Origin of the sequence: Kribbella sp. CA-294648 (genome assembly GCF_050943845.1) — a bacterium.
Lineage (GTDB): Bacteria > Actinomycetota > Actinomycetes > Propionibacteriales > Kribbellaceae > Kribbella.
Window position 1 is genome coordinate 2,745,139 of the sequence record NZ_CP191981.1, and the last position, 20,985, is coordinate 2,766,123.

Here is a 20,985-nt window from a genome sequence, read left to right on the forward strand (position 1 = left end):
CCGTGCCGAGCCTGTGCAGGAGGTGCCGGTTGCTCGTCCGGGTGATTCCTGCCGGTGCCATGTGAACCGCCGAGAGGTCTTGCCGATCAGATCGTTGGCCGGCGCGTCAGGTGATGGCCGGCGCGGCCCGGTATTCGTCGTCAGTGACGGGTTCGAGCCAGTGCACGACCTCGTGGTCGGCGTCGGCCTCGTTGATCGCCACGTGGACCATCAGCCGGTTCGGGGCGGCGCCGTGCCAGTGTTCTTCGTCGGCTTCGAACAGGACCCGGTCGCCGGGGCGGATGACCTCGATCGGGCCGCCGCGGCGCTGGCACAGACCGATGCCTTCGGTGACGAAGACGGTCTGGCTCAGCGGGTGGTGGTGCCAGTGGGTGCGGGCGCCGGGCATGAAGTGCACGAGGTTCGCGGCGACGCGGGACGGTGGTGGGGCCGCGGCGACGGCGTCGATGTAGACGTCGCCGGTGAACCAGTCGGCCGGGCCTTTGGCGGTGTCGACGGAATTTCGGGTGATCTGCATGGGTCCTTCAGCTGTTGTTTGGTAGGTCGGTCGGTGTCGCCCAGGAGGCGAGGAGCTGGAGTCGTTCGGCCGATGGTGAGCCGGGTTCGGCGGTGTAGATGAGGAGAACCAGGCCTGGTTCAGCGGTGATCGCGAGTTCCTCGTATGCCAGCGTGAGTTCGCCGACGACGGGGTGATGGAACCGTTTGGTCCCGGTGCCGTGGGTGCGGACGTTGTGGTCGGCCCACAGTCGGCGGAACACCTCGCTGCGGGTGGACAGTTCGCCGACGAGGTCTTGCAGGCCGCGGTCGTGTGGGTCGCGGCCGGCTTCTGCGCGCATGACGCCGACGCACATCTGGGCGAACAGGTCCCAGTCGGGGTAGAAGTCCCGCGAGGCGGGATCCAGGAACTGGAACCTGGCCAGGTTCGGTGTACGGCCGCTGTCGCCGATAACGGGTGAGTAGAAGGCGCGGCCCAGCGTGTTCGTGGCGAGCAGGTTCTGGTGGGAGTCGCGGACGAACGCGACGCCGTCCTTGATCGCGTCCAGCGCCCATTGCAGGCTGAGCCGAGACGTGGCCTTGCCCGGCGACCGGCGGCGCGGGCGACCCGACGTCGGGATCCCGTCCGCGGCCCGGGCGAGGTCGAACAGATGAGCGCGTTCGGTCTCGTCCAGTTGCAGCGCCCGGGCCAACGCGTCCAGAACCCCCGTGGAAGCGCCCGCGATCTGGCCGCGCTCCAACCGAGCGTAGTACTCGACGCTGAGACCGGCGATCGTCGCGACCTCGCTGCGCCGCAGGCCAGGCACCCGCCGGTTGCCCGTGGTGGGCAGGCCGGCCTGTTCCGGCGTGATGCGGGCGCGGCGAGTGGTGAGGAACTCGCGCACCTCCTGATGGTTGTCCACGACTACGACAGTAGACGGCCGAAAGCGTTCAGATGAGGTTGAAGGGTGCCCTGCGAGTACACCCATCGACAGGGACTTCTCCGCGCCGGTCTGCGCAGGTTGACTCGTTGAGTGGCCCCTGATCGGGGCCGCCACAGCAGGCGATGAGAAGGAGGGCGCGATGCGCCAGGTAGTCATGCACGGACCCGGAAACGTGCAGGTCGAGGATCGCGAGGACCCGACGATCGTCGAGCCCACCGACGCGATCATCCGCCTGTCCGCGACCTGCATCTGCGGCAGTGACCTGTGGCCCTACCGGGGCGCCGAGCCCGTCGACCACCAGGTGATGGGCCACGAGTACGTCGGCGTCGTCGAGGAGGTCGGCGCGGACGTCCGCACCATCAAGGTCGGCGACTTCGTCATCGGCTCGTTCTGGGCCTCCGACAACACCTGCGAGATCTGCCAGGCCGGCTACCAGGCGTACTGCGTGCACCGGGTTCTGATGGGCACCATCGGCACCCAGTCCGAACGGGCGCGCATCCCGCTGGCCGACGGCACGCTCGTCGCCACGCCGGGGATGCCCGACGCCGATCTGATCCCGTCGCTGATGGCGGCTTCCGATGTACTGGGGACCGGGTGGTTCGCCGCTGTCGCCGCGCAGGCCGGGCCGGGCAAGACTGTCGCGGTCGTGGGCGACGGCGCCGTCGGACTGCTCGGCATCCTCGCCGCCAAGCAGCTCGGTGCCGAACGCATCATCGCCTACAGCCGCCACGCCGATCGCCAGGCGCTGGCCAAGGAGTTCGGCGCCACCGACATCGTCGAAGAACGCGGCGAGGACGGTGTTGCCCGGGTCAAGGACCTCACCGGTGGGCTCGGAGCCCACTCGGTGATCGAGGCCGTCGGCACGCAGGAGGCCATGATGCAGGCCATTCGCTCCGCCCGGCCGGGCGGCCACGTCGGGTTCGTCGGCGTCTCCCACGACGTCGCGATCCCCGGCGACGAACTGTTCATGGCCGGAGTCCACCTCCACGGCGGCCCGGCTCCCGTCCGGCAGTATCTGCCCGAACTGATTCAGCTGATCTGGGACCGAAAGATCGACCCCGGCAAGGTTTTCGACCTCACCCTTCCACTCGACCGGGCCGCCGAGGGCTACCAGGCGATGGACCAGCGCACTGCCACCAAAGTCCTTCTCACCGTCTGACCGAGTCCGAAACTGCCCTAGGGGACCGATGAAAGCCGCACGCCGTATCGCTACCGCCGTACTGGCCACAGGTGTCGCGTTAGCCCTGGCTGCGTGCGCACCCGACGACGGTCAACCCGACGGCCGCCCCACGACACCCACCATCAGTGCTCCCATCGGCCAGCCGACCGGATCGCCGTCCGCTGGGCAGCGATCCACCCGGCCCACCTCACCGCGCCCGAGCAGTACAGAAGAGGACGGAATGAGAATTCAAATCAGCATCGGTGGCAAGCAGTTCCAAGCCACCCTCGACGACAGCGCCGCCACGCGCGATCTGGTCGCGCAACTTCCGCTCACCGTTGAGATGAGCGACCACGGTGGTGTGGAGAAGACGGGTCGTCTGCCGTCACCGCTGTCGCTGGACGGTCAACCGGCTGGCGCGGATCCCGACGTCGGCGACGTCGGCTACTACGCCCCCGGCAACGATCTCGTCCTCTACTACGGCGACCAGTCCTACTACGACGGCATCGTCGTCCTGGGCCGCATGCACGATGACGCCGCCGAGCGCATCGCGAACATGGACGGCTCTGTCACGGTTCAGCTCCAGCGCTGACTCCATCCCTAGCTTAAGAGGTTTGATGCAGCAGGTTCAGTCGCCGTCGGACGCCACCCGGTCGACGCCGCCGACGGCAAAAGCCCGTCGCCAGGCTCGGCTGACCGCCGGATTGGTCGCGACCGTGGTGTTCTTGACCGCGATCGCGCCGCTGGCCACCGACATGTACGTCCCGGCGTTCCCGCAGGTCGCCGGCGACCTGTCCAGTACCGCGACGCAGGTCCAGTTGACCTTGACGACGTTCTTTGTCGGCATGGCACTCGGCCAGCTGATCGGCGGCCCTGTTTCGGATCAACGCGGCAGGCGGATCCCGTTGCTGGCGGCGCTGCTGGCCATGACCGCGGCCTCGATCGTGTGCGCGCTCGCTCCGACCATCGGGGTGATGACGGTCGCCCGGTTGATTCAGGGATTCGCCGGCGGCTGGGCGATGGTGATCGGCCGGGCGATCATCGTCGACCTGGCCACCGGCACCCAACTGGTCCGGGTACTGAACGTCGTCGCCGCGGTCGGCGGCATCGCACCCATCGTTGGTCCGCTCCTTGGCGGGCTCATCCTGCAACTGTCGCACTGGCGGGTCTCGTTCTGGCTCGTCGCAGCGCTCGGTCTCGCGATGACGCTGGCGGCGCTGGTTGCCGTGCCCGAGTCGCTCCCGCGCGAGCGCCGTCACGCCGGCGGGTTACGGACCTTTGTCGCCGCCGGGCGCATCGTCTTGGCCAACCGGGAGTATGTCGGCTACCTGGTGGTCGCCGGGGCCGCGATGGGCGCTCTGTTCGCCTACGTCGCCACGTCCGCTTTCGTTCTGCAGTCCATGAACGGGCTCTCACCGATCGCGTACTCCATCGACTTCGCCGCCAACGCTGTCGGGATGACAGTCGCGGCGCTGATCGCGGCCCGGCTCGCTGGGCGGGTCTCCACCCGCAAACTCATCTTGGGCGGTCAGATCGCTGCTTTGGCGGCAGGCATTGCGATGCTGGCCGGCGCCCTGTGGCTCGGCACACCACTGGTCCTCGCGCTCGTGTGCTTCTTCGTCCTGATGACCGCCCAAGGCCTCATGATCCCCAACGGCGGAGCGCTTGCATCCGCCGCCGTCCCTGAACACCCCGGCACCGGATCAGCCGTGCAGGGATTCGTCCAATGGGTCGCCGCCGGAACCATCGCACCGCTCGCCGGACTCGGCGGCGAACATACCGCCGTACCGATGGCCACCCTCATCACCGCCGGCTCCGCCGTCTCCATGGCCGGACTCCTGATCCTCGCCAAGCCGAAGCCCGCAGAGACGGCCAGCAGCCGGAACAGGACAGCGCTGTAGGCCACGACGTGAAGACAACGATCGGAGCGGCAACCGGTCTTTCCTCACACGCGGAATGATCGGCGGCACGAAATTTCAGGCGCCGCCGCGACCTCGAACTCCGGCGTCCCAGCACACGCCACCGGGCATGCCTCGGATGCCCTTCCCGGCCAAGCACTGCAGGGGTTCCCTCTCGGTACACCTCTTGCCAGTGACTTCCTGCCTCACGGCAAACGCGGAAGGCTTGATTGCGTCAACGGCGACTCAACCAACCAAGTCAGAAACAGCTCTACCTAGTGAAAGGTTGTCATGGACACCACGAGCAGCTCTATCGGCCAAGATCAGACGCAGGCCGACAATCTGTCCACCCAGGCGGCGGCCGGTCGTGGTCTAGGACGGCGCCGCCTGCTCCAGCTCGCCGGCGCAGGCACCGCTGCGTTGGCGGCCTCCGCCGCGGCTGTGCCCTCCTTCGGTGCGGAACCCGGCCGAGCTGCGGGCGTCGCAGGACAGGGCACCACGGCCAAGGGCGGTTACACCTTTGCGCTGGACAAGAACGTCAAGCGGACCTCTGTGCGGTTCAAGAACCGCTACGGTATCGACGTCGCCGCGGACCTCTACGTGCCGAAGAACGCCAGGGGCAAGCTGCCCGCCCTGGTGGTCAGCGGCCCGTTCGGCGCGGTCAAGGAACAGTCCTCGGGGCTCTACGCCAACGAGTTCGCCCGTCGCGGCTATGTCGCCCTCGCCTTCGATCCCTCCTTCACCGGGGAGAGCGGCGGCACTGTGCGCGACGTGGCCTCGCCCGACATCTACACCGAGGACTACAGCGCCGCGGTCGACTTCCTCGGCCTGCAGAAGATCGTCGACCGCGAGCGGATCGGCGCGCAGGCCGTCTGCGGCTTGAGCGGTATGGCGCTCACCGCGGCGGCTGCAGACAGCCGTATCAAGGCGGTTGCCGCGGCCTCGATGTACGACATGTCCCGCAGCATGTCCCGCGGCCACCAGGACTACTACACGCCTGAGCAGCGCCAGAAGGTCGTGGACCACCTCAGCCGGCAGCGCTGGATCGACGCCGAGAACGGCAGCTACGCGCGGCTCTCCCACGAGGTCCCCTTCGACGAGAACGGCAACGTCGCCCCCTCGAACCGCGTCCTGCCCAAGACCCTCCCGGCAGACGCCGACCCGGTCACGAAGATCTTCTTCGACTACTACCGCACCGAGCGGGGCTACCACCCGCGCTCGATCAACTCCACCACCGCGTGGACCGCGACCACGCCGATGTCGTTCTTCGCCTTCCAGCTGATGACGAACATCGACATGTTGGCGCCCCGCAAGGCCCTCCTGGTGGCCGGCGCCGACGCGCACTCCCGCTACTACTCCGAGGACGTCCAGGCGAAGGCCCCCGACGCCGTCGACCTCGTGATCGTCCCGGGTGCGGACCACGTGGATCTGTACGACCGCTTGGACCTGATCCCCTTCGACAGGCTCGACGAGTTCTTCACCAAGAACCTCGCCTGACCGGCGGTGCCCCGACAGGCCGGTACCGCCACCGGCCTGTCGGGGAGCCCTCACGGCGAAAGCGGGCTCCCGGGAACGGTTGAGCGATCATCCCGCGCGGCAAGGATCTCGAGGTGGTCGTCCGGACAGTGAAGCTGACCGACGCCCAGTCGGCGGCGATCGGGAAGCTGCTGAAGCCGGCCGGTGCAAGGCATCCGTGGCCGGGCCAGATCGCCACGCACTGGGAGCGGGGCAGCAAGACCCCGATCGTGAAAGTCCGCCCGGCCGTGGTGATCGAGGTCGCCGCCGACGCCGCTTTGCAGGCAGATCACTACCGACACGCGCTGCGTCTGGTCCGGCATCGCAGCGACCTGAACCGGCCGATGTCGAGATGTTGGCGGGCTACTGATCAGCTCGCCGTCACCCCCGGCTCAAGGGGGACAATTTGCTGCTCGGCGTCGGTGCGGCGTTGGCGCAGGTGGCGCAGCGACTCCTCGAGAGCGGCCACCTCTCCGAGCCAGGCGCGGTCCTTGGCTTCGACTAGGCGGGCCTCGGCGTTGCTGGTCATCTCCTCGATCCGGGGCAGCTGCGCGGGGTCGACGCGCAGGAACCGGCATCTGGCGCAAGCGTGCTCGTGGACGCACGGTGTGCCGTAGGGGCGGTGGCAGTCGCCGAGCGCGACCTTGCGGAGCAGGAAGTGGTTCTCGAACTCAGCCCACTCTTCGCTGGTGGCCGGGCGGAGCTCGGCGAACGGCCGGGTCGTTCGGCGGCGTTCGATGAAGTGCTGGTGGGCTGCGACGACTTCTTCGGGGAAGACCGCGGTGTAGCCGCGGGTGGTGTCGAGGTTCAGGTGGCCGAGCAGGCTCGCTGCGATGTGCAGCGGCAGCCCGGTCGAGACGAGCTCGGTGGTGAACAGGCGCCGGAAGTCGTGCGGGGTGAAACTGACCGGCTGTCCGGCGTCGTTCAGGCCTGCCGACGCGGCGACATCGTTGATAAGCCGACGGACCACGTTCGCGGATAGCACTTCATGTCGGGCACCGACGCGGCGAGCGAACAGGTGCGGGAACGGTTCGCCGTGAACCTTCTCGTGCGGGTCGTAGCGCACCGACAGCGGCACCCGGTCGTCACCGCCCTTAGCGCGGCGCTGGACCGCGACCAGCACGGTGACCAGCTCCGGTGTCATCGGTATTAGCCGCTCGGCGTCGGTCTTGCTGGGCACGATGTGCAGCAGCGGCACCAGCGTGCCGGTCGTGGACGAGGTGAAATGCCGCAGCGACAGTTGCGTCAGCTCGAGCAGTTCCTCGATCCGAACGCCCGTGTGGCGCAGCGTCTCGATCACCGCCCAGGCCCAGAACCCATCGGCCTCGGCGGCGGTGAGGTCGACCAGCCCTCGGCGGTTGACCCGGATCAACGGAGCGTCCGGTGTCGCGGTGATCACCCGAGCCCGCACCAGACTCGAGCGGTCACGCTCGTAGCGGCGCTGCTCGGGCTCGTGCAGCTCGAACACTGTCCCGTCGATGGTGAACTGCTGGCCGGGACCAGCCAGTTCGGCGGCCGCCAGCGCGCGGGCGGTCCAGTCCTTGCGGCGGGCTGCGCCGGCGACCAGTGCCGGAAGCAGGGGCGTCAGGGCGCGGGTGCGGTTTTGGATGCGGGACTGCTGGTGACGTTTGGCCTTGGACGCGGCCTTCGACTCGTGCCGCGACACCGGGCACGGAGCGACCCAGGGACCCCAGCGCGCGGGCTGGTCGTGGGACCACTCCGCCAGGTCGCGATACATCCCTCGGACCGCGAAGAGGATCGAGTGGATCTCGCGCCGTGGCCGGCCGTTGGTGGTGACTGCGAGCCGTTCCCGCCACTGCATCGTGGTCTCCGCGGTCAGGTGCAGGTCGGCCTGGCTCGGGTTGATCTGCAGCACCTCCCACCAGAACAGTCGCACCAGCCGGTAGGCCCAGCCCTCCAGGCTGGAGTAGTCCATCGACGGTTTCAGCTCCCGCAGGTAGTCCACCAGCAGGTCGCGTACCCCGCCTGATGGGACGCCGTACCGGTCGACCAGGGTCTCGACCGAGTGCTGGCGGGAGTTGCCTTTGGCCGACCACGCCGCGCGCAGTGTCACCGGTTCCTCAGCGAACGGGCCGAGCGCAACCAACAGTTCCCAGGCCAGGTGCTCACGCCGAGAGCGCCCCGACGTCTTCACAACATCGGCATAGTGGAGCAGGTGCTCACCCTGCAGTTGTTCCAGTCTTAGGCCAGTGCGGATCAGCACCCGCCCCAGACACGCCTCGGCGTCGTACTGATGACGCAGCAGCGCGTTCCGGTAGGCAGGCAGCGCGCGAAGCTTCGCCACCAGGTCGGGCTCGTGCCCCTCGAGCATCCGCTGCGGTTGGTGCGCGCCGGCTCGGGTCGTCAACTGCCACCGGTAGGACGGTCGCAGCACCCGCGACACCATCAAGGCACTCGCCGCGACCCGCAACGCGCTCGGCTGTGTCTGCGGCTCCACGGCCTCGCGCCACGACGTCGGGGCCAGCTCGGCGCCGCTGGCCAGCCACCGCTCCTCCCAGGTGTCACCGTCGAACAGGTCCAGCCAGCCGAGGAGACGCCGTACGCCGTAGGCCAGCTCCTTGCGGCTCGGGAAGACGCCGAGAGTGAACTCCAGCGTGTGCTCGATCGTGGCGGCGAGGCCCAGTGCCTGAACGGCGCGGCCCGGTGCGTCAGGCAGCAGCGGCGGCGCCGCGATCCCCAGGTCGTAGCCGTGCCGCGCCCTCACCTTCCCAGCGGGGCCGAACACAGAGTCCGGCCGGGCCGTGGGCGGGGACAGCAACTTGATCGAGGGCCCCGACGCGGCCCTCGTCGCGTTCGCCTGCCGGCGTGGCGGCGAAATCTCCGACTCGGTCGTCGTTGGGCCGCTCACGCGGGCAGTCCGAGGAGTTCGCGGACCGCGGCGGAGTCGTAGACCGGCTCGATCGTCGGACCTGCCGGGCGTGGTCGGGCGTAGTGCTCGAGCACCTTGGACACCAGGTCCTCCAGTCGGGGCTGGGCATAGATCTGGGTAGTGGACACGCTCGCATGCCGCAGGATCGTCTGCACGTCGAACAGCGTGAACCCCGGATCGGCCAGCAACCGCGCCGCGGCGGTGTGCCGCAGATCGTGCAGTGTCCAGTTGGTGCCCAGCGCGGCATTCGCACGCTGCAGCACCGCCCGGGCGGCGTGGTACGTCAACGGCCGTGGCGTGCCCTGCCGGGTCCACCACAGCGGACCGCCCGGCGACACCGGTGGGCACTCGTCGCGCAGGTACAGCGCCAGCCACACGAATGAGTCGACGCTGGCCGGGATCGTCTCACGCAGCCTGCTGCCCTTGCTGACGACCGTGATCGTGTTCGCGCCGGCGTCCAGATCGGTGTCCAGGCACAGCCCGAGCAGCTCGCTCGCCCTTGCGCCGCTGGACAGCCAGAACGACACCAGTGCCCGGTCGCGGTGGCTGCGCAGCGCCCCGAACAGCGCGTCGGCCCCGTCGTCCGGGATCGCGCGCCAGGTCGGCCGAGGGGCCTTCTGCCGGTACGTCGCCGGACCACGAAGTCGTCCATCGGATTGTGGTGGGCCTCCAGCCGGCCGCCCGTCGACCGGCTCCGCTGAGCCGGCACCGGGTTCACCAACGGCCCCAGCCCAGCCGCGCAGGCCCACTCGTAGAACCCGAACAGCACGCTCAGCTGATGGTTGATCGTCCTGGCCGAGTACGTCGTACCGAGCGTCGCCTTGCCCGTTACTGGGTTCACCGAACCTGGCGCTGGCGCATCAGGTCGGCGGTTCAACCGCTGACGAACCGGTGCCTCGCGCAACAACTCTATGAACTCGCGCACGTCGGAGCGCTCGGCCCGTTCCCACGCCGTCCACCGGTCGTGCAGGAACCGGAACCACCGCAGCAGGTCATAGGCGTAGCTGCGCAACGTCGCAGGGGAGCAGTCCGACGCAGCCAGCTCCCGAAGAAACCCTGACGCCGCCAGGTGCTCGACGTCCGGGAACACCACCCGCCACGGCAGGCCCTGCTCGAATGCCGCTACTCGACCCAGCTCAGTACCTTGCACCGCCACACCCTCTCCAGCAACACAGGATCGCGCGAATCGGCGCCTGAAGAGTTCAGTCAACTAGTCGGTGTGCCGTCGTTCGCCGCGACGCAGCGATCAAGCTGTGGTCTCGCAGCGGAACGGACCTGACCGACAAGTTCCCCGACGTCCTGGCCGCCCTCGGCGAACAGTTGGACCGCGACTGCGTGCTCGACGGTGAGGTGGTCGTGTGGACCGGCGAACGGCTCGACTTCGGAGCCCTCCAGCAGCGCATGGTCAACTCCGCGGCGACTGTCCGCCGCCGGCTCGCACCGAAGCAGCCCGCGTCGTACGTTGCGTTCGATCTGCTCGCGATCGACCAGGTCGACATCCGCATGATGAGGCTCAGCGAACGGCAAAAGCGGCTCGCCGCGCTCGCCGCTCGGTGGCGACCACCGCTGCAGTTGTCGCCGGTCACAGATGATCCCGACGAAGCGCGGGAATGGGTCGACGCGTTCAGCTACTCCGGTGTCGAAGGCCTCGTCGTCAAGGGCGCCGCAACCCGCTACCAGCCGGGCCGTCGGGAATGGCTCAAGGTCAGACACCGCGAGACCATCGAAGTGATCGTCGGTGCCGTCACCGGCAGCCTCAAGCAGCCCGAGGTCGCGGTGTGCGGGCTGTACCGCGGCCGTGACCTCGAGATCGTGGGCCGGACCGTGCCTCTCACCCCGACGCAGGCGACCGAACTCGCCGCAGCCCTCAAACCGGCAGGCGCTCGGCATCCGTGGCCCGACGAGATCGGGCCGGGCCATTGGGGCCGTGGCGCGAAGAAAATAGCGATCGTCAAGGTCAAACCCGTCGTCATCGCTGAAGTCGCAGCCGACGCTGCCAAACAAGGCGACCACTACCGCCACCCGCTGCGGTTCCACCGTGTTCGCGCGGACCTCACCCCGAACGATGTCGACCACCTCGACGCCTAGCAGCCGAGTTGCTGCACCAGGAATCAGCCAGTGCCCGCCGACGCCATCACAGCCGCCGAGCCGGCCACGGGCCCCGGTCAGGCTGCAGTTTCGTGCACCGAGTGGAGTGCAGCCGCGAACGCGGCGCCGTAGTGGGCCAAGTCCGGATCACGCGGATCGGCTGGGTGGCAGTTGATGCCTTGCCAGGTCCAGAGCCTTCCGCCGCTGGCTGAGAGGCCGCCGGGTGCATAGCCGAGAGCCCAGCCGGCCGCGTCCGGTTCTGCCCGGTGCATCCGTTGTGCGGCTTTGATCCGGTCGCGGAAGTCTTCCTCGAAGTAGATCTGCCCGTGGCCTGGTCCGCCGTCGAGCCTGATCGTGGGGCCGCCCGCCATCAGTTCACTCTCCTCGACACTACGGAGTCTCTTGCCCGGCGGGGCGAAGGTCGGATTGGGGGATCCAGGCGATGTAGCCGTCGCGGTCGCGGACTCGGCCGAGCCATTGGCCGTCGTCGCGGATCCAGGCGTCGAGTTCTCCCGGCTCCCAGGCTGTGACGAGTTCGACGGATTGGGGCGGCGCAACACTGCGGATGTCGCTGGCCGGGCGCGGCCCGTGAGCGTTGAACTGCAAATCGAGATCGGTCTTCATCTGCTCGGCCGCAGCCCTGTCGAGGTTGGTGACGCGCCAGCCGTTGACCGCGCCGTCCCACACCCCGAAGGTGCTCGAGCCGTCGTCCGAGGGGCGCACCGTGAACCGTCCAAGCATGCCTCCACGGTAGCTCAAGTTCGAACATATGTTCTAGTCTGGGTGTTAACGGGAGGGACACGGATGGGCTACAACAATCCGCCGGTGAAGTGGTCGGAGCTGGAGCGCCGGTTGTCGAACCGGTCGCGGCCGGGCAGCGATGGCGGCCGCCCCGCCGCTGGTGATGGTGGCGATTCGCCGGCGTGGAGCCAGCATCGCGGCCCCTACGTCGCTGCCGCCGAGGGGGAGTCGCCGATCGCTCGGGCGGCCCGGCTCCGCGCAGCCGCCGTCCCCTACGCGGAGTTGCATGCGCATTCGACGTTCTCGTTCCTGGACGGTGCGTCGCAGCCGGAGCGGCTGGTCGAGACCGCGGCCGATCTCGGTCTGCACGGGTTGGCATTGACCGATCACGACGGGTTCTACGGCGCGGCCCGATTCGCCGAGGCAGCGACCGCGCACGGTGTGCCGACGGTGTTCGGTGCAGAGCTGTCGCTGAGCCTGTCGGGACCGCAGAACGGTGTACCGGACCCCGAAGGCAGTCATCTGCTGGTGCTGGCCGAGGGCCAGGAGGGCTACCACCGCCTCGCCGGCGCGATCACCGAAGCCCAGCTCGCCGGCGGCGAGAAAGGCCGCCCGATCTACGACCTGGAGGAACTGTCAGCCCGCGGCAGCGGTCACTGGGTCGTTCTGACCGGCTGTCGCAAGGGCGCCGTGCGGCAGGCACTCGAGGCCGGGGGAGCCGCAGACGGCCGGGCCGCCGCCGACCGGGAGTTGGACCGGCTGGTAGCGCTGTTCGGCGCCGACCGGGTCGTGGTCGAGCTGATCGACCATCAGCTGCCGGCCGACTCGACCCGGAACAGGATCCTCGCCGATCTAGCGGCGGCGCGGGCTCTACCGGTGGTGGCTACGAACAACGTGCACTACGCGAACCCGCGCGACCACCAGCTCGCCGCCGCGCTGGCCGCTGTGCGGGCGCGGCGGGACTTGGATGCGATGGACGGCTGGCTGCCGCCGGCCGGGATGGCGTTCCTGCGCTCCGGTGAGGAGATGCAGCGGCAGTTCCACCGGTTCCCCGGCGCGGTCGAGCACTCGGTGCGGCTGGCCGGGCAGCTCGGGTTCGATCTGCGCCGCGCCAAGCCGCGGTTGCCGTTGCGGGATGTGCCGGAGGGGCAGACGCCGATGAGCTGGCTTCGGCACCTCACCTACACCGGCGCGAAGATCCGCTACGGCACCCGCGAGCAGCGCCCCGACGCCTACCGGCGGCTGGATCGGGAGCTGGACGTGATCGAGGAGCGCGGATTTCCGGGCTACTTCTTGATCGTGTTCGACATCTGCCGGTTCGCCCGCAACAAACGGATCCTCTACCAGGGCAGGGGATCCGCGGCGAACTCGGCGGTGTGTTACGCGCTGGAGATCACGGCGGTGGACAGCATCTTGTACGACTTGCCGTTCGAGCGGTTCCTGGCCGCGACCCGCACCGAGGAACCCGACATCGATGTCGACTTCGACTCCGACCGGCGCGAAGAAGTGATCCAGTTCGTCTACGGCAAGTACGGTCGCCGTAACGCCGCCCAGGTCGCCAACGTCATCTCCTACCGGCCGAAGTCCGCGATCCGCGACGCCGCCAAAGCCCTCGGCTACTCCGTCGGTCAGCAAGACGCCTGGTCGAAACAAGTCGACGGGCGGGCACCCGACATCGACGCCGGCGGCGGGGGAGACGGTGACATCCCGCCCCGTGTCGTCGCGCTGGGGACACAGTTGCTGAAGTTCCCGCGGCACCTGGGCATCCACTCGGGCGGGATGGTGCTGACGGAGCGGCCGGTGGGGGAGGTGGTGCCGATCGAGCACGCCCGCAAGGAGAAGCGGACGGTGTTGCAGTGGGACAAGGACGACTGCGCCTGGATGGGCTTAGTGAAGTTCGACCTCCTCGGCCTCGGCATGCTCGCGGCCCTGCAGTACTGCCTCGACCTCGTCCGTGAGCACACCGGTGAGGAGTGGTCGCTGCACACCATCCCCAAAGAAGAAGCCGGCGTCTACGACCAACTGTGCCGCGGCGACTCGGTGGGCGTGTTTCAGGTCGAGTCTCGCGCCCAGATGGCCACCCTCCCGCGGCTGTTGCCGCGTCGGTTCTACGACCTGGTTACCGAGATCGCACTGATCCGCCCCGGACCGATCCAGGGCGGCGCAGTTCACCCCTACATCCGCCGCCGCACCGGCGAAGAACCCATCACCTACCTCCACCCCAAACTCCAACCCGTCCTCGAGCGGACCCTGGGGGTACCGCTGTTCCAGGAACAGTTGATGCAGATGGCGATGGCCGTCGGCGGGATCGACGGTGACGAGGCCGACCTGCTGCGCCGCGCGATGGGCTCCAAACGCGGCGTCGAAAAGATCTCGTCACTCAAGACCAAGCTGTTCGAGGGGATGGCGGCCAACGGGATCACCGGTGACCTCGCCGAGGAGATCTACGACAAGATCGAGGCGTTCGCGAACTTCGGGTTCGCCGAGTCCCACTCGATCAGCTTCGGGCTACTGGTCTACACCTCCACCTGGTTCCGCCTCCACTACCCGGCAGCCTTCCTCGCCGCGCTCCTGCGGGCCCAGCCGATGGGGTTCTACTCACCCCAGTCTTTGGTCGCCGACACCCGCCGGCACGGCGTCGAAACCCGGCGACCTGACCTCGACCGCTCCGGCGTCAATGCCACCCTCGAGCCCTTCGTCGACGGGCAGGAGTTGACCGGGCCGACCGGTGACCCGGCCTGTCTGGTGGACCCGCAACCTGTCGTCGGCCCTTTCGATCCCACGGCGCCGTTCACCACCAGCACGCACCGCCGCGACGGCGCCTATGCCGTCCGTCTCGGGCTGACCGATGTCCGGTCGATCGGTGAGAAGGACGCCGAGAAGATCGTTGCCGAACGCGACGCAGGTGGTCCGTACGCGTCGATGGCTGACCTGGTACGGCGTACCGGGATCACCGCCAAACAAGTCGACGCGCTCGCCACCGCAGGAGCCTTCGACGGCTTCGGCCTCGACCGGCGCCAAGCCCTGTGGCAAGCCGGCGCCGCCGCCGAAGAGCGCCCCGGCCGGCTCCCCGGCATCAGCGCCGCCGGGCCGCCGCCGATGCTGCCCGGCATGAGCGAGATCGAAACCGACATGGCCGACCTGTGGTCAACCAGCATCACCACCACCAGCCACCCTGTCCAACGCATCCGCGGCTGGCTCCGCGACCAAGGCATCCTCTCGGCCGCTGACCTCCGCCAAGCCCAAGACGGCACACGCGTCCGGGTGGCCGGCGTCATCAAGCACCGGCAACGCCCTGCCACCGCCTCTGGCGTCACCTTCATCAATTTGGAAGACGAAACCGGCATGTCCAACATCGTCGTGTCCATCGGCGCCTGGAACGCCAACGCCAAAACTGCCCGCACAGCAGCCGCCGTCATCGTCACCGGCCGCGTCCAACGCACCGGCCAAGTCGTCAACCTCAACGCCGAGCGTCTAGAGCCCCTCCCACTCGCCGCCAAAACCAAATCCCGAGATTTCCGTTAGCACCTCCTGCTGACGCAAACTTCTGGTTCGGCGCCAGTGCTACCGCACCTGCGACGCCGGCTCTCGATCACCCTGGACTATCTGCTCATTGGCGACAGGCGATCGATGTCGCAGCGGCACTAGCCACAGGCTCCGAACGTCGGCTATGCAACAAGGCCAGCCAGAGTCCGACCTGGCTGGCGCAGGGGCGGACTGGGGGATCACTGACATTCGCGAACTGGTGAGCATTTTTGTCGACCCGCTAGGTGCGGGGTGCTCCGTGGCCGTCGCAGTTACGTGTCATCGGGATTCGGGCGAGGCGAGTATTTATTCACCAGGTCTATCGCTTGTGCGATAGCTTCCGTGGTGGTTTCGTGCGACGGCGTAAGCCCGCGGTGGGCGGCATCGTTGCGAGGGCCAGCCAGCCGTGCGGCGACGCGGCTGCGCCAACTCTTGCCCGTCGCTTCGTCGATGGCTTCGAGAAGCTCCACCATGCCAGCAACGCCGTTCGCAGACTGGATGATTGCCTCTATCGCCTTATCAGGCACTGAACCCAGTTTCGCGCGGGCGGCCTGCGCCATGGCGACCTCGGCGGCCGATGCGGCGTCGATTACCGACTGGCGTCTGTCGTCATCGTACCGAAGGGCTCGAATTAGGAGTTGCCACTCCAGTGGAGGCGACGCTCCCAGCGACGCCTTGGCAGCGGCGGCTCGCAACACTTTGAGCGTTACAGCGTCACGTGCGTGATATAGCTCGACTGGACCAAACGCCTCACCCCAGCCTGTCAACTGCACATTCTCGTCGATCCTGAAGAATACGCGCCCGCGGAGCTTTGGCTCACCCGAAGGGTTGGACATGAGCCGCTGTGGGGTCCAAATCTCCAACCAGGCTGCAAAACGCCCATACCAAACTGCAAACCGCTGCCCAAAAGCATCTGCCGTGCCTGCCGCTTCCGCTGCCAACCCATCGCTCTGCCTACCGAGCGGCTCCGCATCGATTCTGACCACAACGGAGTGAACCCACGATGGACCCAGAACCATCATCCGTTCTGGGGAGCTGGGTCTTCCCCATGTGCGCTGACCCAGCAGGCCAAGTACCTCGTGATCATCGAAGTACGGCGGATTCAAGTACATCCAGTTGCCCGCAAACGGATCAGCCAGCGAGGGAAGGAAGAGCGTGAATGCGTCCAGTCCAGTGTGACCTTGAACCGACTGACCAAGGGCCTCAGAAGCGACCAGGATCTCCCGAGGAAGATCGATGACGCCTTCCAGGCGACGTGACTCTGCCACTTGAATCCCCTGTCTTCGGCTACCCGCGTCCCCTCGAGAGGACAACTGCTACGCCGAGTCTTGCTGCCCAGTTCAGCATTGTCTGCGCGTACGCGATAGCGGCAGTCCGAGCGGTCACCTGACATCTTCTCCACGTCTTCAAGCCCCCTGGGTGCGCTGGTCAAACAGACACAGTGGCCTCGATCCTCGTGCCTGAGTTGTGGCGGCCACGGCATGTACCTGATCGACGCGGAGATCGATCCGGCCTTTCAACCGTGCAGGCGGTGCCTCACGACCGGGATGCGGCTGGCGCCCCTACTCGGACCATGAGCGCGGGAGCACTCGGTCCGCATCACTACTCCCAACACTCTGCGTGGCACTACTCGTGGCACGAAATCGTCGATACCCATGGGGAATCTCGTGCCTGATGCGGACACCGTGTTGCCGAAAGCGCTCGTAGAGAGCGAATGCGACGGTGTAGGTCTTCCTCGTAATGAGAAGGTCATCGGTTCGATTCCCGACAGCCGAACTACCCGGTGATAACGACTGCTCTCACCGGTTGCTAATGGGCTAGCTGCTTTCGGGAGGTGTTCCGGGTGGCCATGAGCTCCGGGGCGGGACAGGGCCCCAAATAACGTGTTGGGCGCTGATTCGGGCCTCGCGTAGTGCGTCAACATTGGAGAAGGTCGCCTCGTTGAACGACGCGGTGTTGCCGGAGAAGGTCGCCTCGTTGAACGACGTGGTCTTGCCGGAGAAGGTCGCCCTGTCGAACGACGTGGTCTTGCCGGAGAAGGTCGCCTCGTTGAACGACGTGGTCTTGCCGGAGAAGGTCACCCTGTCGAACGACGTGGTCTTGCCGGAGAAGGTCGCCTCGTCGAACGACGTGGTCTTGCCGGAGAAGGTCGCCTCGTTGAACCATGTGATCTTGCCGGAGAAGGTCGCCTCGTTGAACCGCGTGATCTCGGCGGAGAAGGTCGCACCGCCAAACCATGTGATCTCGGCGGAGAAGGTCGCACCGTCGAACCACGTGACCTCGGCGGAGAACATCGCCTCGTGGAACGACGTGTTCCCGCCGGAGAAGGTTGCCCCGGCAAACGACGTGGTGTTGCCGGAGAAGGTCGTCCTGTCGAACGACGTGCGCTCGCCGGCGAACCGCGCTCCTCTAAATGAGGCATCGATCAGGATCGCGCCATTGAAGTCAAAGTTGAGATTGCTCCAGCTGGGTTGAGCAGTTGGCTGGAGGTGCTGGCGGATGGTGTCCACGATGGCGCGACGGACCTGAATCTCTCCGGCCTGATGGGTGGTGGTCTCGGTGCGTTGGATTGTGCCACCGGCGTACTGACGCTGTTCGACCACCATCTCGGGGTGTCCTGGCGGGGGCTCTCCTGCGTAGGGCAGGCGAAGGTAGCCGCAGAGCACGTCGATGCACTGTTGCCGTTGGGTGTCCCACTCGTCGGCTAGGGCCGCCATGGCGTACACCCCGGCAAGCCGGACGGCGGGACGGGCACCGCCGAGCTGGGCGGCGGCGGCGCCGAACCGCTCGGTGAACAGCCGGACCTCATCCCGTCGGCCGGCGTCGTCGCGTTCCAGGTGCTGCTGGCGACGGTAATTCACCACCAAGGCGACCGCAGCACCACCAGCCGCGACCAGGCCGAGCGCCAGCTTCAGCACCTCGGACTGGGACGCCTTATCGCCGTACAACTCCCATGGCCACCTCCGCGACAGGAGCCCCGACACGACCATCCACGCCACAGCAGCGCCGATGAACAGCCCCACGCTGATCCGCATCGTCGCGCGGGACAACCCATCGGCACCGTCCGGCCGTTGCACCAGTGCACCGGTCCAGTGGCGGTCTCCCCGTCGCCCGCCAGCTAAGACCACCGACCGATGTTCCTGTCCCCGGCCGTTCTTACGATTCGTCACAGTGCGTCCCCTCCGCCCCAACGCTCGTCCGCATCACGACATGGGTCGTGATGCGTTAGACGAGGCAAGTAGTAGATCGGACGCAACGTGGCCGGGGAAGGCGCCTGGCCGAAGCGACTTGCTCAGAAAGGGCCGGTGATAACCAGCCTTATCACCGGAGACGGTTTGCTTGCGGCCCGGATTCACGCCTGACACACCCGGTCGGCCATGTGGTGTGATTCATCGTTATCACCGTGACGAGAGGGTGGCTTGCCGGACACGTGGCCGGCACGGTGCAAGTCGAGGTGGCGATCACCTCTCCGAGTGACGGGATGCCACCTGTGCTCTGCGCGCCCTGACCGTGAGCTGGGAGGCCCTGCCGGCCGCTGGCCGGCGAGCACCGGCGTGTGGAGCCAAGGTCCTCGCGGATCATGACCAATACGAGCTGGAGCAGTTGGCGATAACTCCAGGTGCCGTCAGTTGACTATACTTCGCACCACGAATGGCCCCACGCGAGGGGAAGCGCCGCGGGTGTTCTTCCGGCCAACTCCCGCGTGACCTGCGGTTTTGGTTGGCGCGCCCGGCAGGATTCGAACCTGCGACCAACGGATTAGAAGTCCGACGCTCTATCCAGCTGAGCTACGGGCGCCCGGCCGGGGTGGGCCCGGCAGGATCAGAGTCTCTCAGATGGCAGGCCGATCACGCTCGTGGGTTCCTCCCGTGAGGCCGGCGCGGCGTACGGGGCGCGGCTGGTACGGCGTACGGGCGGCTCTGGCTACTGCGAAGTACAGGGTTGTCGTTCCATCCCGGTAACGCTGAGTGGGCGGTCCTGCCGAGGTGTGGGCTCTACAACTAGGCTGCGGGCATGAGTTACCCCTCAGGAGGCCCGCCCGAGTCGCCGCAACCGGCGAGGGCGGCCGTCGGCGAGCCCGGCGCACAGCATCCCCAGCCCAATGTGCTCGGCGCTCATCCGGTGCCCGGGCAGCGGCGGAACCAGGGCATCCTGATCGGGGTCGTGGTGGCGGTCGCCTTCGCGATCGCCGGCCTGGGCATCTTCGCGATCGTGGCGAAGTCGACCGGCGCGGGCGGGTTCATGTGGGGCCTGGGCTTCGCGTTCATCCCGGTGATCCCGGTGATCGCCCTGTACCTGTGGCTGGACCGCTACGAACCGGAGCCGACCAAGTACATCCTGGTCGCCCTGTGCTGGGGCGCGTTCATCGCCACCCTGGCGGCCATCTTCATCAACACCACGGTGTCGGAGTGGATGCACGAGACCGGCAGCGGCGGTGCCCGGTCAGCGGTGTTCGTCGCGCCGCCGGTGGAGGAGTTCGCGAAAGGCGCGATCATCCTGATTCTGGCGCTGATGCGCCGCAAGGAGTTCGACGGCATCATCGACAGCCTGGTGTACGCCGGCATGGTCGGCGTCGGCTTCGCCTTCACCGAGAACATCCTGTACTACGGCCGCATCTTCCGGCAGCTGTCCGAGGAGGTCGGCAGCGACGAGGGTCTGCGCGGCGCGTTCATGCTGTTCGTGATCCGCGGGCTGATCTCACCGTTCGCGCATCCACTCTTCACGTCCTTCACCGCGATCGGGATCGGCATCGCGGTCCGGCATCGCAGTACGATCGTGCGCTTCCTCGCCCCGGTCGTCGGCTACCTCGCCGCGGTGCTCGCGCACGGGCTGTGGAACGGCGGCGCGAGCTGGGCCGGTGGCGGCGGCTTCATCACCGTCTACCTCTTCCTGATGGTGCCGATCTTCATCGCGATGGTCGTCTTCGCCCTGGTGATGCGATCACGTGAAGGCCAGATGATCGCGTCGCGGCTCTACGACTACGTGCGGTTCGGCTGGCTGGTTCCGCAGGACGTGCCGCTGATCGCGACGCTGCGCGGCCGCAAAGCGCTCCGGCAGAACGCCAAGCGGTACGGCTCCCAGGCGGAGACGGCGGCCAAGGCGTTCCAGCAGAACGCGACCGAACTGGCCTACCTGCGAGACAAGATCGTCCGCCAGGTGATCGGCCCGGAAGCGCTCGCGACCGAGAAGCGGCTGCTGGACGAGCTCCGCGCCCGGCGCCCGAGTGTGCCGTTCCCCCCGATGCCGGCGTTCGCGCAGGCGGTTCCGCAGTACCAGGGGGCGCCGCAGGGGGCGCAGTACTACGGCGGGATGGAGTACGGCGGTGCGCCGTACGGCGGGCCGCAGGGCCTTCCGCCGGGACAGGTGCCGCCGGGTCAGGTGGCGCCGGGGCAGGGGATGCCGCCCGTGGGGCCGAATGGGAGGCCGCAGGACGAGCCTCGGCAGTACGGCCAGCCGGGGCAGTCCGGGCAGCCTGCTGGGCAGCCTGTGCAGCACGGCGGGCCGCAGTACCAGGGAGATGCGGGGGCGGGTGGGTACCCGCCCGGCCAAGGGGGTTATCCACCGGCGCAGCCGGGGTATCCCTCCGGGCAACCCGGCTACCCCGCGGGCCAGCCCGGTTACCCACCGGGACCCCCTGGACCGCCCGGAACGCCGGGAGGATACGGTCCCTATCCACCGTCGCAGTGACTGCCACCCGTCCACGCCGCCAAACGGGGATGAAGATGACTTTGCTTCTGCGCTGTCCGAACG

At 67.7% G+C, this 20,985-nt stretch carries 15 protein-coding genes, 1 tRNA gene and 2 pseudogenes; 7 read left to right on the forward strand and 11 right to left on the reverse strand.

The features are described 5' to 3' along the window. Nucleotides 1–106: 106 nt before the first annotated feature. Nucleotides 107–517: a (R)-mandelonitrile lyase gene (locus tag ACQPYM_RS13285; protein ID WP_433020037.1), complete on the reverse strand. Its 411-nt coding sequence runs from the start codon at nt 515–517 to the stop codon at nt 107–109. Nucleotides 518–524: 7 nt separating this feature from the next. Beyond that, a complete protein-coding gene (locus ACQPYM_RS13290) occupies nt 525–1,397 on the reverse strand; it encodes a helix-turn-helix transcriptional regulator (protein WP_433020040.1) in 873 nt (290 codons plus the stop codon). Between the two features lie 160 nt (nt 1,398–1,557). On the opposite strand from ACQPYM_RS13290, the gene ACQPYM_RS13295 reads away from it, so the two are divergent. The 4 genes from ACQPYM_RS13295 to ACQPYM_RS13310 all read left to right on the forward strand — a co-directional run bounded on the left by ACQPYM_RS13295 (nt 1,558) and on the right by ACQPYM_RS13310 (nt 5,972). Continuing rightward, entirely contained in the window at nt 1,558–2,577 is a 1,020-nt protein-coding gene (locus ACQPYM_RS13295) for a zinc-dependent alcohol dehydrogenase family protein (RefSeq protein ID WP_433020043.1), read from the forward strand. 241 nt (nt 2,578–2,818) lie between these two features. Next, entirely contained in the window at nt 2,819–3,169 is a 351-nt protein-coding gene (locus tag ACQPYM_RS13300) for a cyclophilin-like fold protein (RefSeq protein ID WP_433020046.1), read from the forward strand. A 25-nt stretch (nt 3,170–3,194) separates the two neighbouring features. Continuing rightward, entirely contained in the window at nt 3,195–4,478 is a 1,284-nt protein-coding gene (locus ACQPYM_RS13305) for a multidrug effflux MFS transporter (protein ID WP_433020049.1), read from the forward strand. 288 nt (nt 4,479–4,766) lie between these two features. Beyond that, a complete protein-coding gene (locus ACQPYM_RS13310) occupies nt 4,767–5,972 on the forward strand; it encodes an alpha/beta hydrolase (protein WP_433020052.1) in 1,206 nt (401 codons plus the stop codon). Nucleotides 5,973–6,022: 50 nt separating this feature from the next. Here the strand turns inward: ACQPYM_RS13310 and ACQPYM_RS13315 are convergent, their stop codons facing one another. The 4 genes and pseudogenes from ACQPYM_RS13315 to ACQPYM_RS13330 all read right to left on the reverse strand — a co-directional run. Continuing rightward, nucleotides 6,023–6,313 carry a hypothetical protein gene (locus ACQPYM_RS13315; protein ID WP_433020055.1) on the reverse strand — a complete coding sequence of 97 codons (291 nt, stop codon included), beginning with the start codon at nt 6,311–6,313 and terminating at the stop codon, nt 6,023–6,025. Between the two features lie 47 nt (nt 6,314–6,360). Next, nucleotides 6,361–8,859: a tyrosine-type recombinase/integrase gene (locus ACQPYM_RS13320; protein ID WP_433020058.1), complete on the reverse strand. Its 2,499-nt coding sequence runs from the start codon at nt 8,857–8,859 to the stop codon at nt 6,361–6,363. Beyond that, nucleotides 8,856–9,629 carry a tyrosine-type recombinase/integrase gene (locus ACQPYM_RS13325; RefSeq protein WP_433020061.1) on the reverse strand — a complete coding sequence of 258 codons (774 nt, stop codon included), beginning with the start codon at nt 9,627–9,629 and terminating at the stop codon, nt 8,856–8,858. Before ACQPYM_RS13325 ends, ACQPYM_RS13320 begins: the two co-directional genes overlap by 4 nt. A 197-nt stretch (nt 9,630–9,826) precedes the next feature. Next, nucleotides 9,827–10,036: pseudogene (locus ACQPYM_RS13330) on the reverse strand (hypothetical protein); the annotation flags it as partial. Nucleotides 10,037–10,107: 71 nt separating this feature from the next. Here ACQPYM_RS13330 and ACQPYM_RS13335 point away from each other — a divergent pair. Next, a pseudogene (locus ACQPYM_RS13335) lies at nt 10,108–10,968 on the forward strand (ATP-dependent DNA ligase); the annotation flags it as partial. A gap of 77 nt (nt 10,969–11,045) precedes the next feature. On the opposite strand, the gene ACQPYM_RS13340 reads toward ACQPYM_RS13335, so the two are convergent. Both ACQPYM_RS13340 and ACQPYM_RS13345 read right to left on the reverse strand, forming a co-directional pair. After that, nucleotides 11,046–11,339, reverse strand: coding sequence for a hypothetical protein (locus tag ACQPYM_RS13340; protein ID WP_433020064.1), 294 nt, complete (start codon nt 11,337–11,339; stop codon nt 11,046–11,048). 19 nt (nt 11,340–11,358) lie between these two features. Next, entirely contained in the window at nt 11,359–11,709 is a 351-nt protein-coding gene (locus tag ACQPYM_RS13345; RefSeq protein ID WP_433020067.1) for a hypothetical protein, read from the reverse strand. Nucleotides 11,710–11,772: 63 nt separating this feature from the next. Here ACQPYM_RS13345 and ACQPYM_RS13350 point away from each other — a divergent pair, with 63 nt between their 5' ends. Beyond that, nucleotides 11,773–15,234, forward strand: a complete 3,462-nt coding sequence (locus tag ACQPYM_RS13350) for an error-prone DNA polymerase (protein WP_433020070.1) — start codon at nt 11,773–11,775, stop codon at nt 15,232–15,234. A 272-nt stretch (nt 15,235–15,506) separates the two neighbouring features. On the opposite strand, the gene ACQPYM_RS13355 is transcribed toward ACQPYM_RS13350, so the two are convergent. From ACQPYM_RS13355 to ACQPYM_RS13365, 3 genes are all read right to left on the reverse strand, one after another. Beyond that, complete coding sequence (locus ACQPYM_RS13355) at nt 15,507–16,502, reverse strand: hypothetical protein (protein ID WP_433020073.1); 996 nt, start codon at nt 16,500–16,502, stop codon at nt 15,507–15,509. Between the two features lie 549 nt (nt 16,503–17,051). Then, nucleotides 17,052–18,311 carry a pentapeptide repeat-containing protein gene (locus tag ACQPYM_RS13360; RefSeq protein WP_433020076.1) on the reverse strand — a complete coding sequence of 420 codons (1,260 nt, stop codon included), beginning with the start codon at nt 18,309–18,311 and terminating at the stop codon, nt 17,052–17,054. A 644-nt stretch (nt 18,312–18,955) separates the two neighbouring features. Next, nucleotides 18,956–19,032: transfer RNA gene (locus tag ACQPYM_RS13365), tRNA-Arg, on the reverse strand. Between the two features lie 216 nt (nt 19,033–19,248). Here ACQPYM_RS13365 and ACQPYM_RS13370 point away from each other — a divergent pair. Next, a complete protein-coding gene (locus ACQPYM_RS13370; RefSeq protein WP_433020078.1) occupies nt 19,249–20,922 on the forward strand; it encodes a PrsW family glutamic-type intramembrane protease in 1,674 nt (557 codons plus the stop codon). The last annotated feature ends 63 nt before the right edge of the window (nt 20,923–20,985 follow it).

Coding starts and splice junctions, on each gene's coding strand:
- ACQPYM_RS13285 (WP_433020037.1), bottom strand. CDS start 517: ATGCAGATCACCCGAAATTCCGTCGACACCGCCAAAGGCCCGGCCGAC.
- ACQPYM_RS13340 (WP_433020064.1), bottom strand. CDS start 11,339: ATGGCGGGCGGCCCCACGATCAGGCTCGACGGCGGACCAGGCCACGGG.
- ACQPYM_RS13350 (WP_433020070.1), top strand. CDS start 11,773: ATGGGCTACAACAATCCGCCGGTGAAGTGGTCGGAGCTGGAGCGCCGG.
- ACQPYM_RS13305 (WP_433020049.1), top strand. CDS start 3,195: ATGCAGCAGGTTCAGTCGCCGTCGGACGCCACCCGGTCGACGCCGCCG.
- ACQPYM_RS13300 (WP_433020046.1), top strand. CDS start 2,819: ATGAGAATTCAAATCAGCATCGGTGGCAAGCAGTTCCAAGCCACCCTC.
- ACQPYM_RS13315 (WP_433020055.1), bottom strand. CDS start 6,313: ATGCCGGACCAGACGCAGCGCGTGTCGGTAGTGATCTGCCTGCAAAGC.
- ACQPYM_RS13370 (WP_433020078.1), top strand. CDS start 19,249: ATGAGTTACCCCTCAGGAGGCCCGCCCGAGTCGCCGCAACCGGCGAGG.
- ACQPYM_RS13295 (WP_433020043.1), top strand. CDS start 1,558: ATGCGCCAGGTAGTCATGCACGGACCCGGAAACGTGCAGGTCGAGGAT.
- ACQPYM_RS13345 (WP_433020067.1), bottom strand. CDS start 11,709: ATGCTTGGACGGTTCACGGTGCGCCCCTCGGACGACGGCTCGAGCACC.
- ACQPYM_RS13310 (WP_433020052.1), top strand. CDS start 4,767: ATGGACACCACGAGCAGCTCTATCGGCCAAGATCAGACGCAGGCCGAC.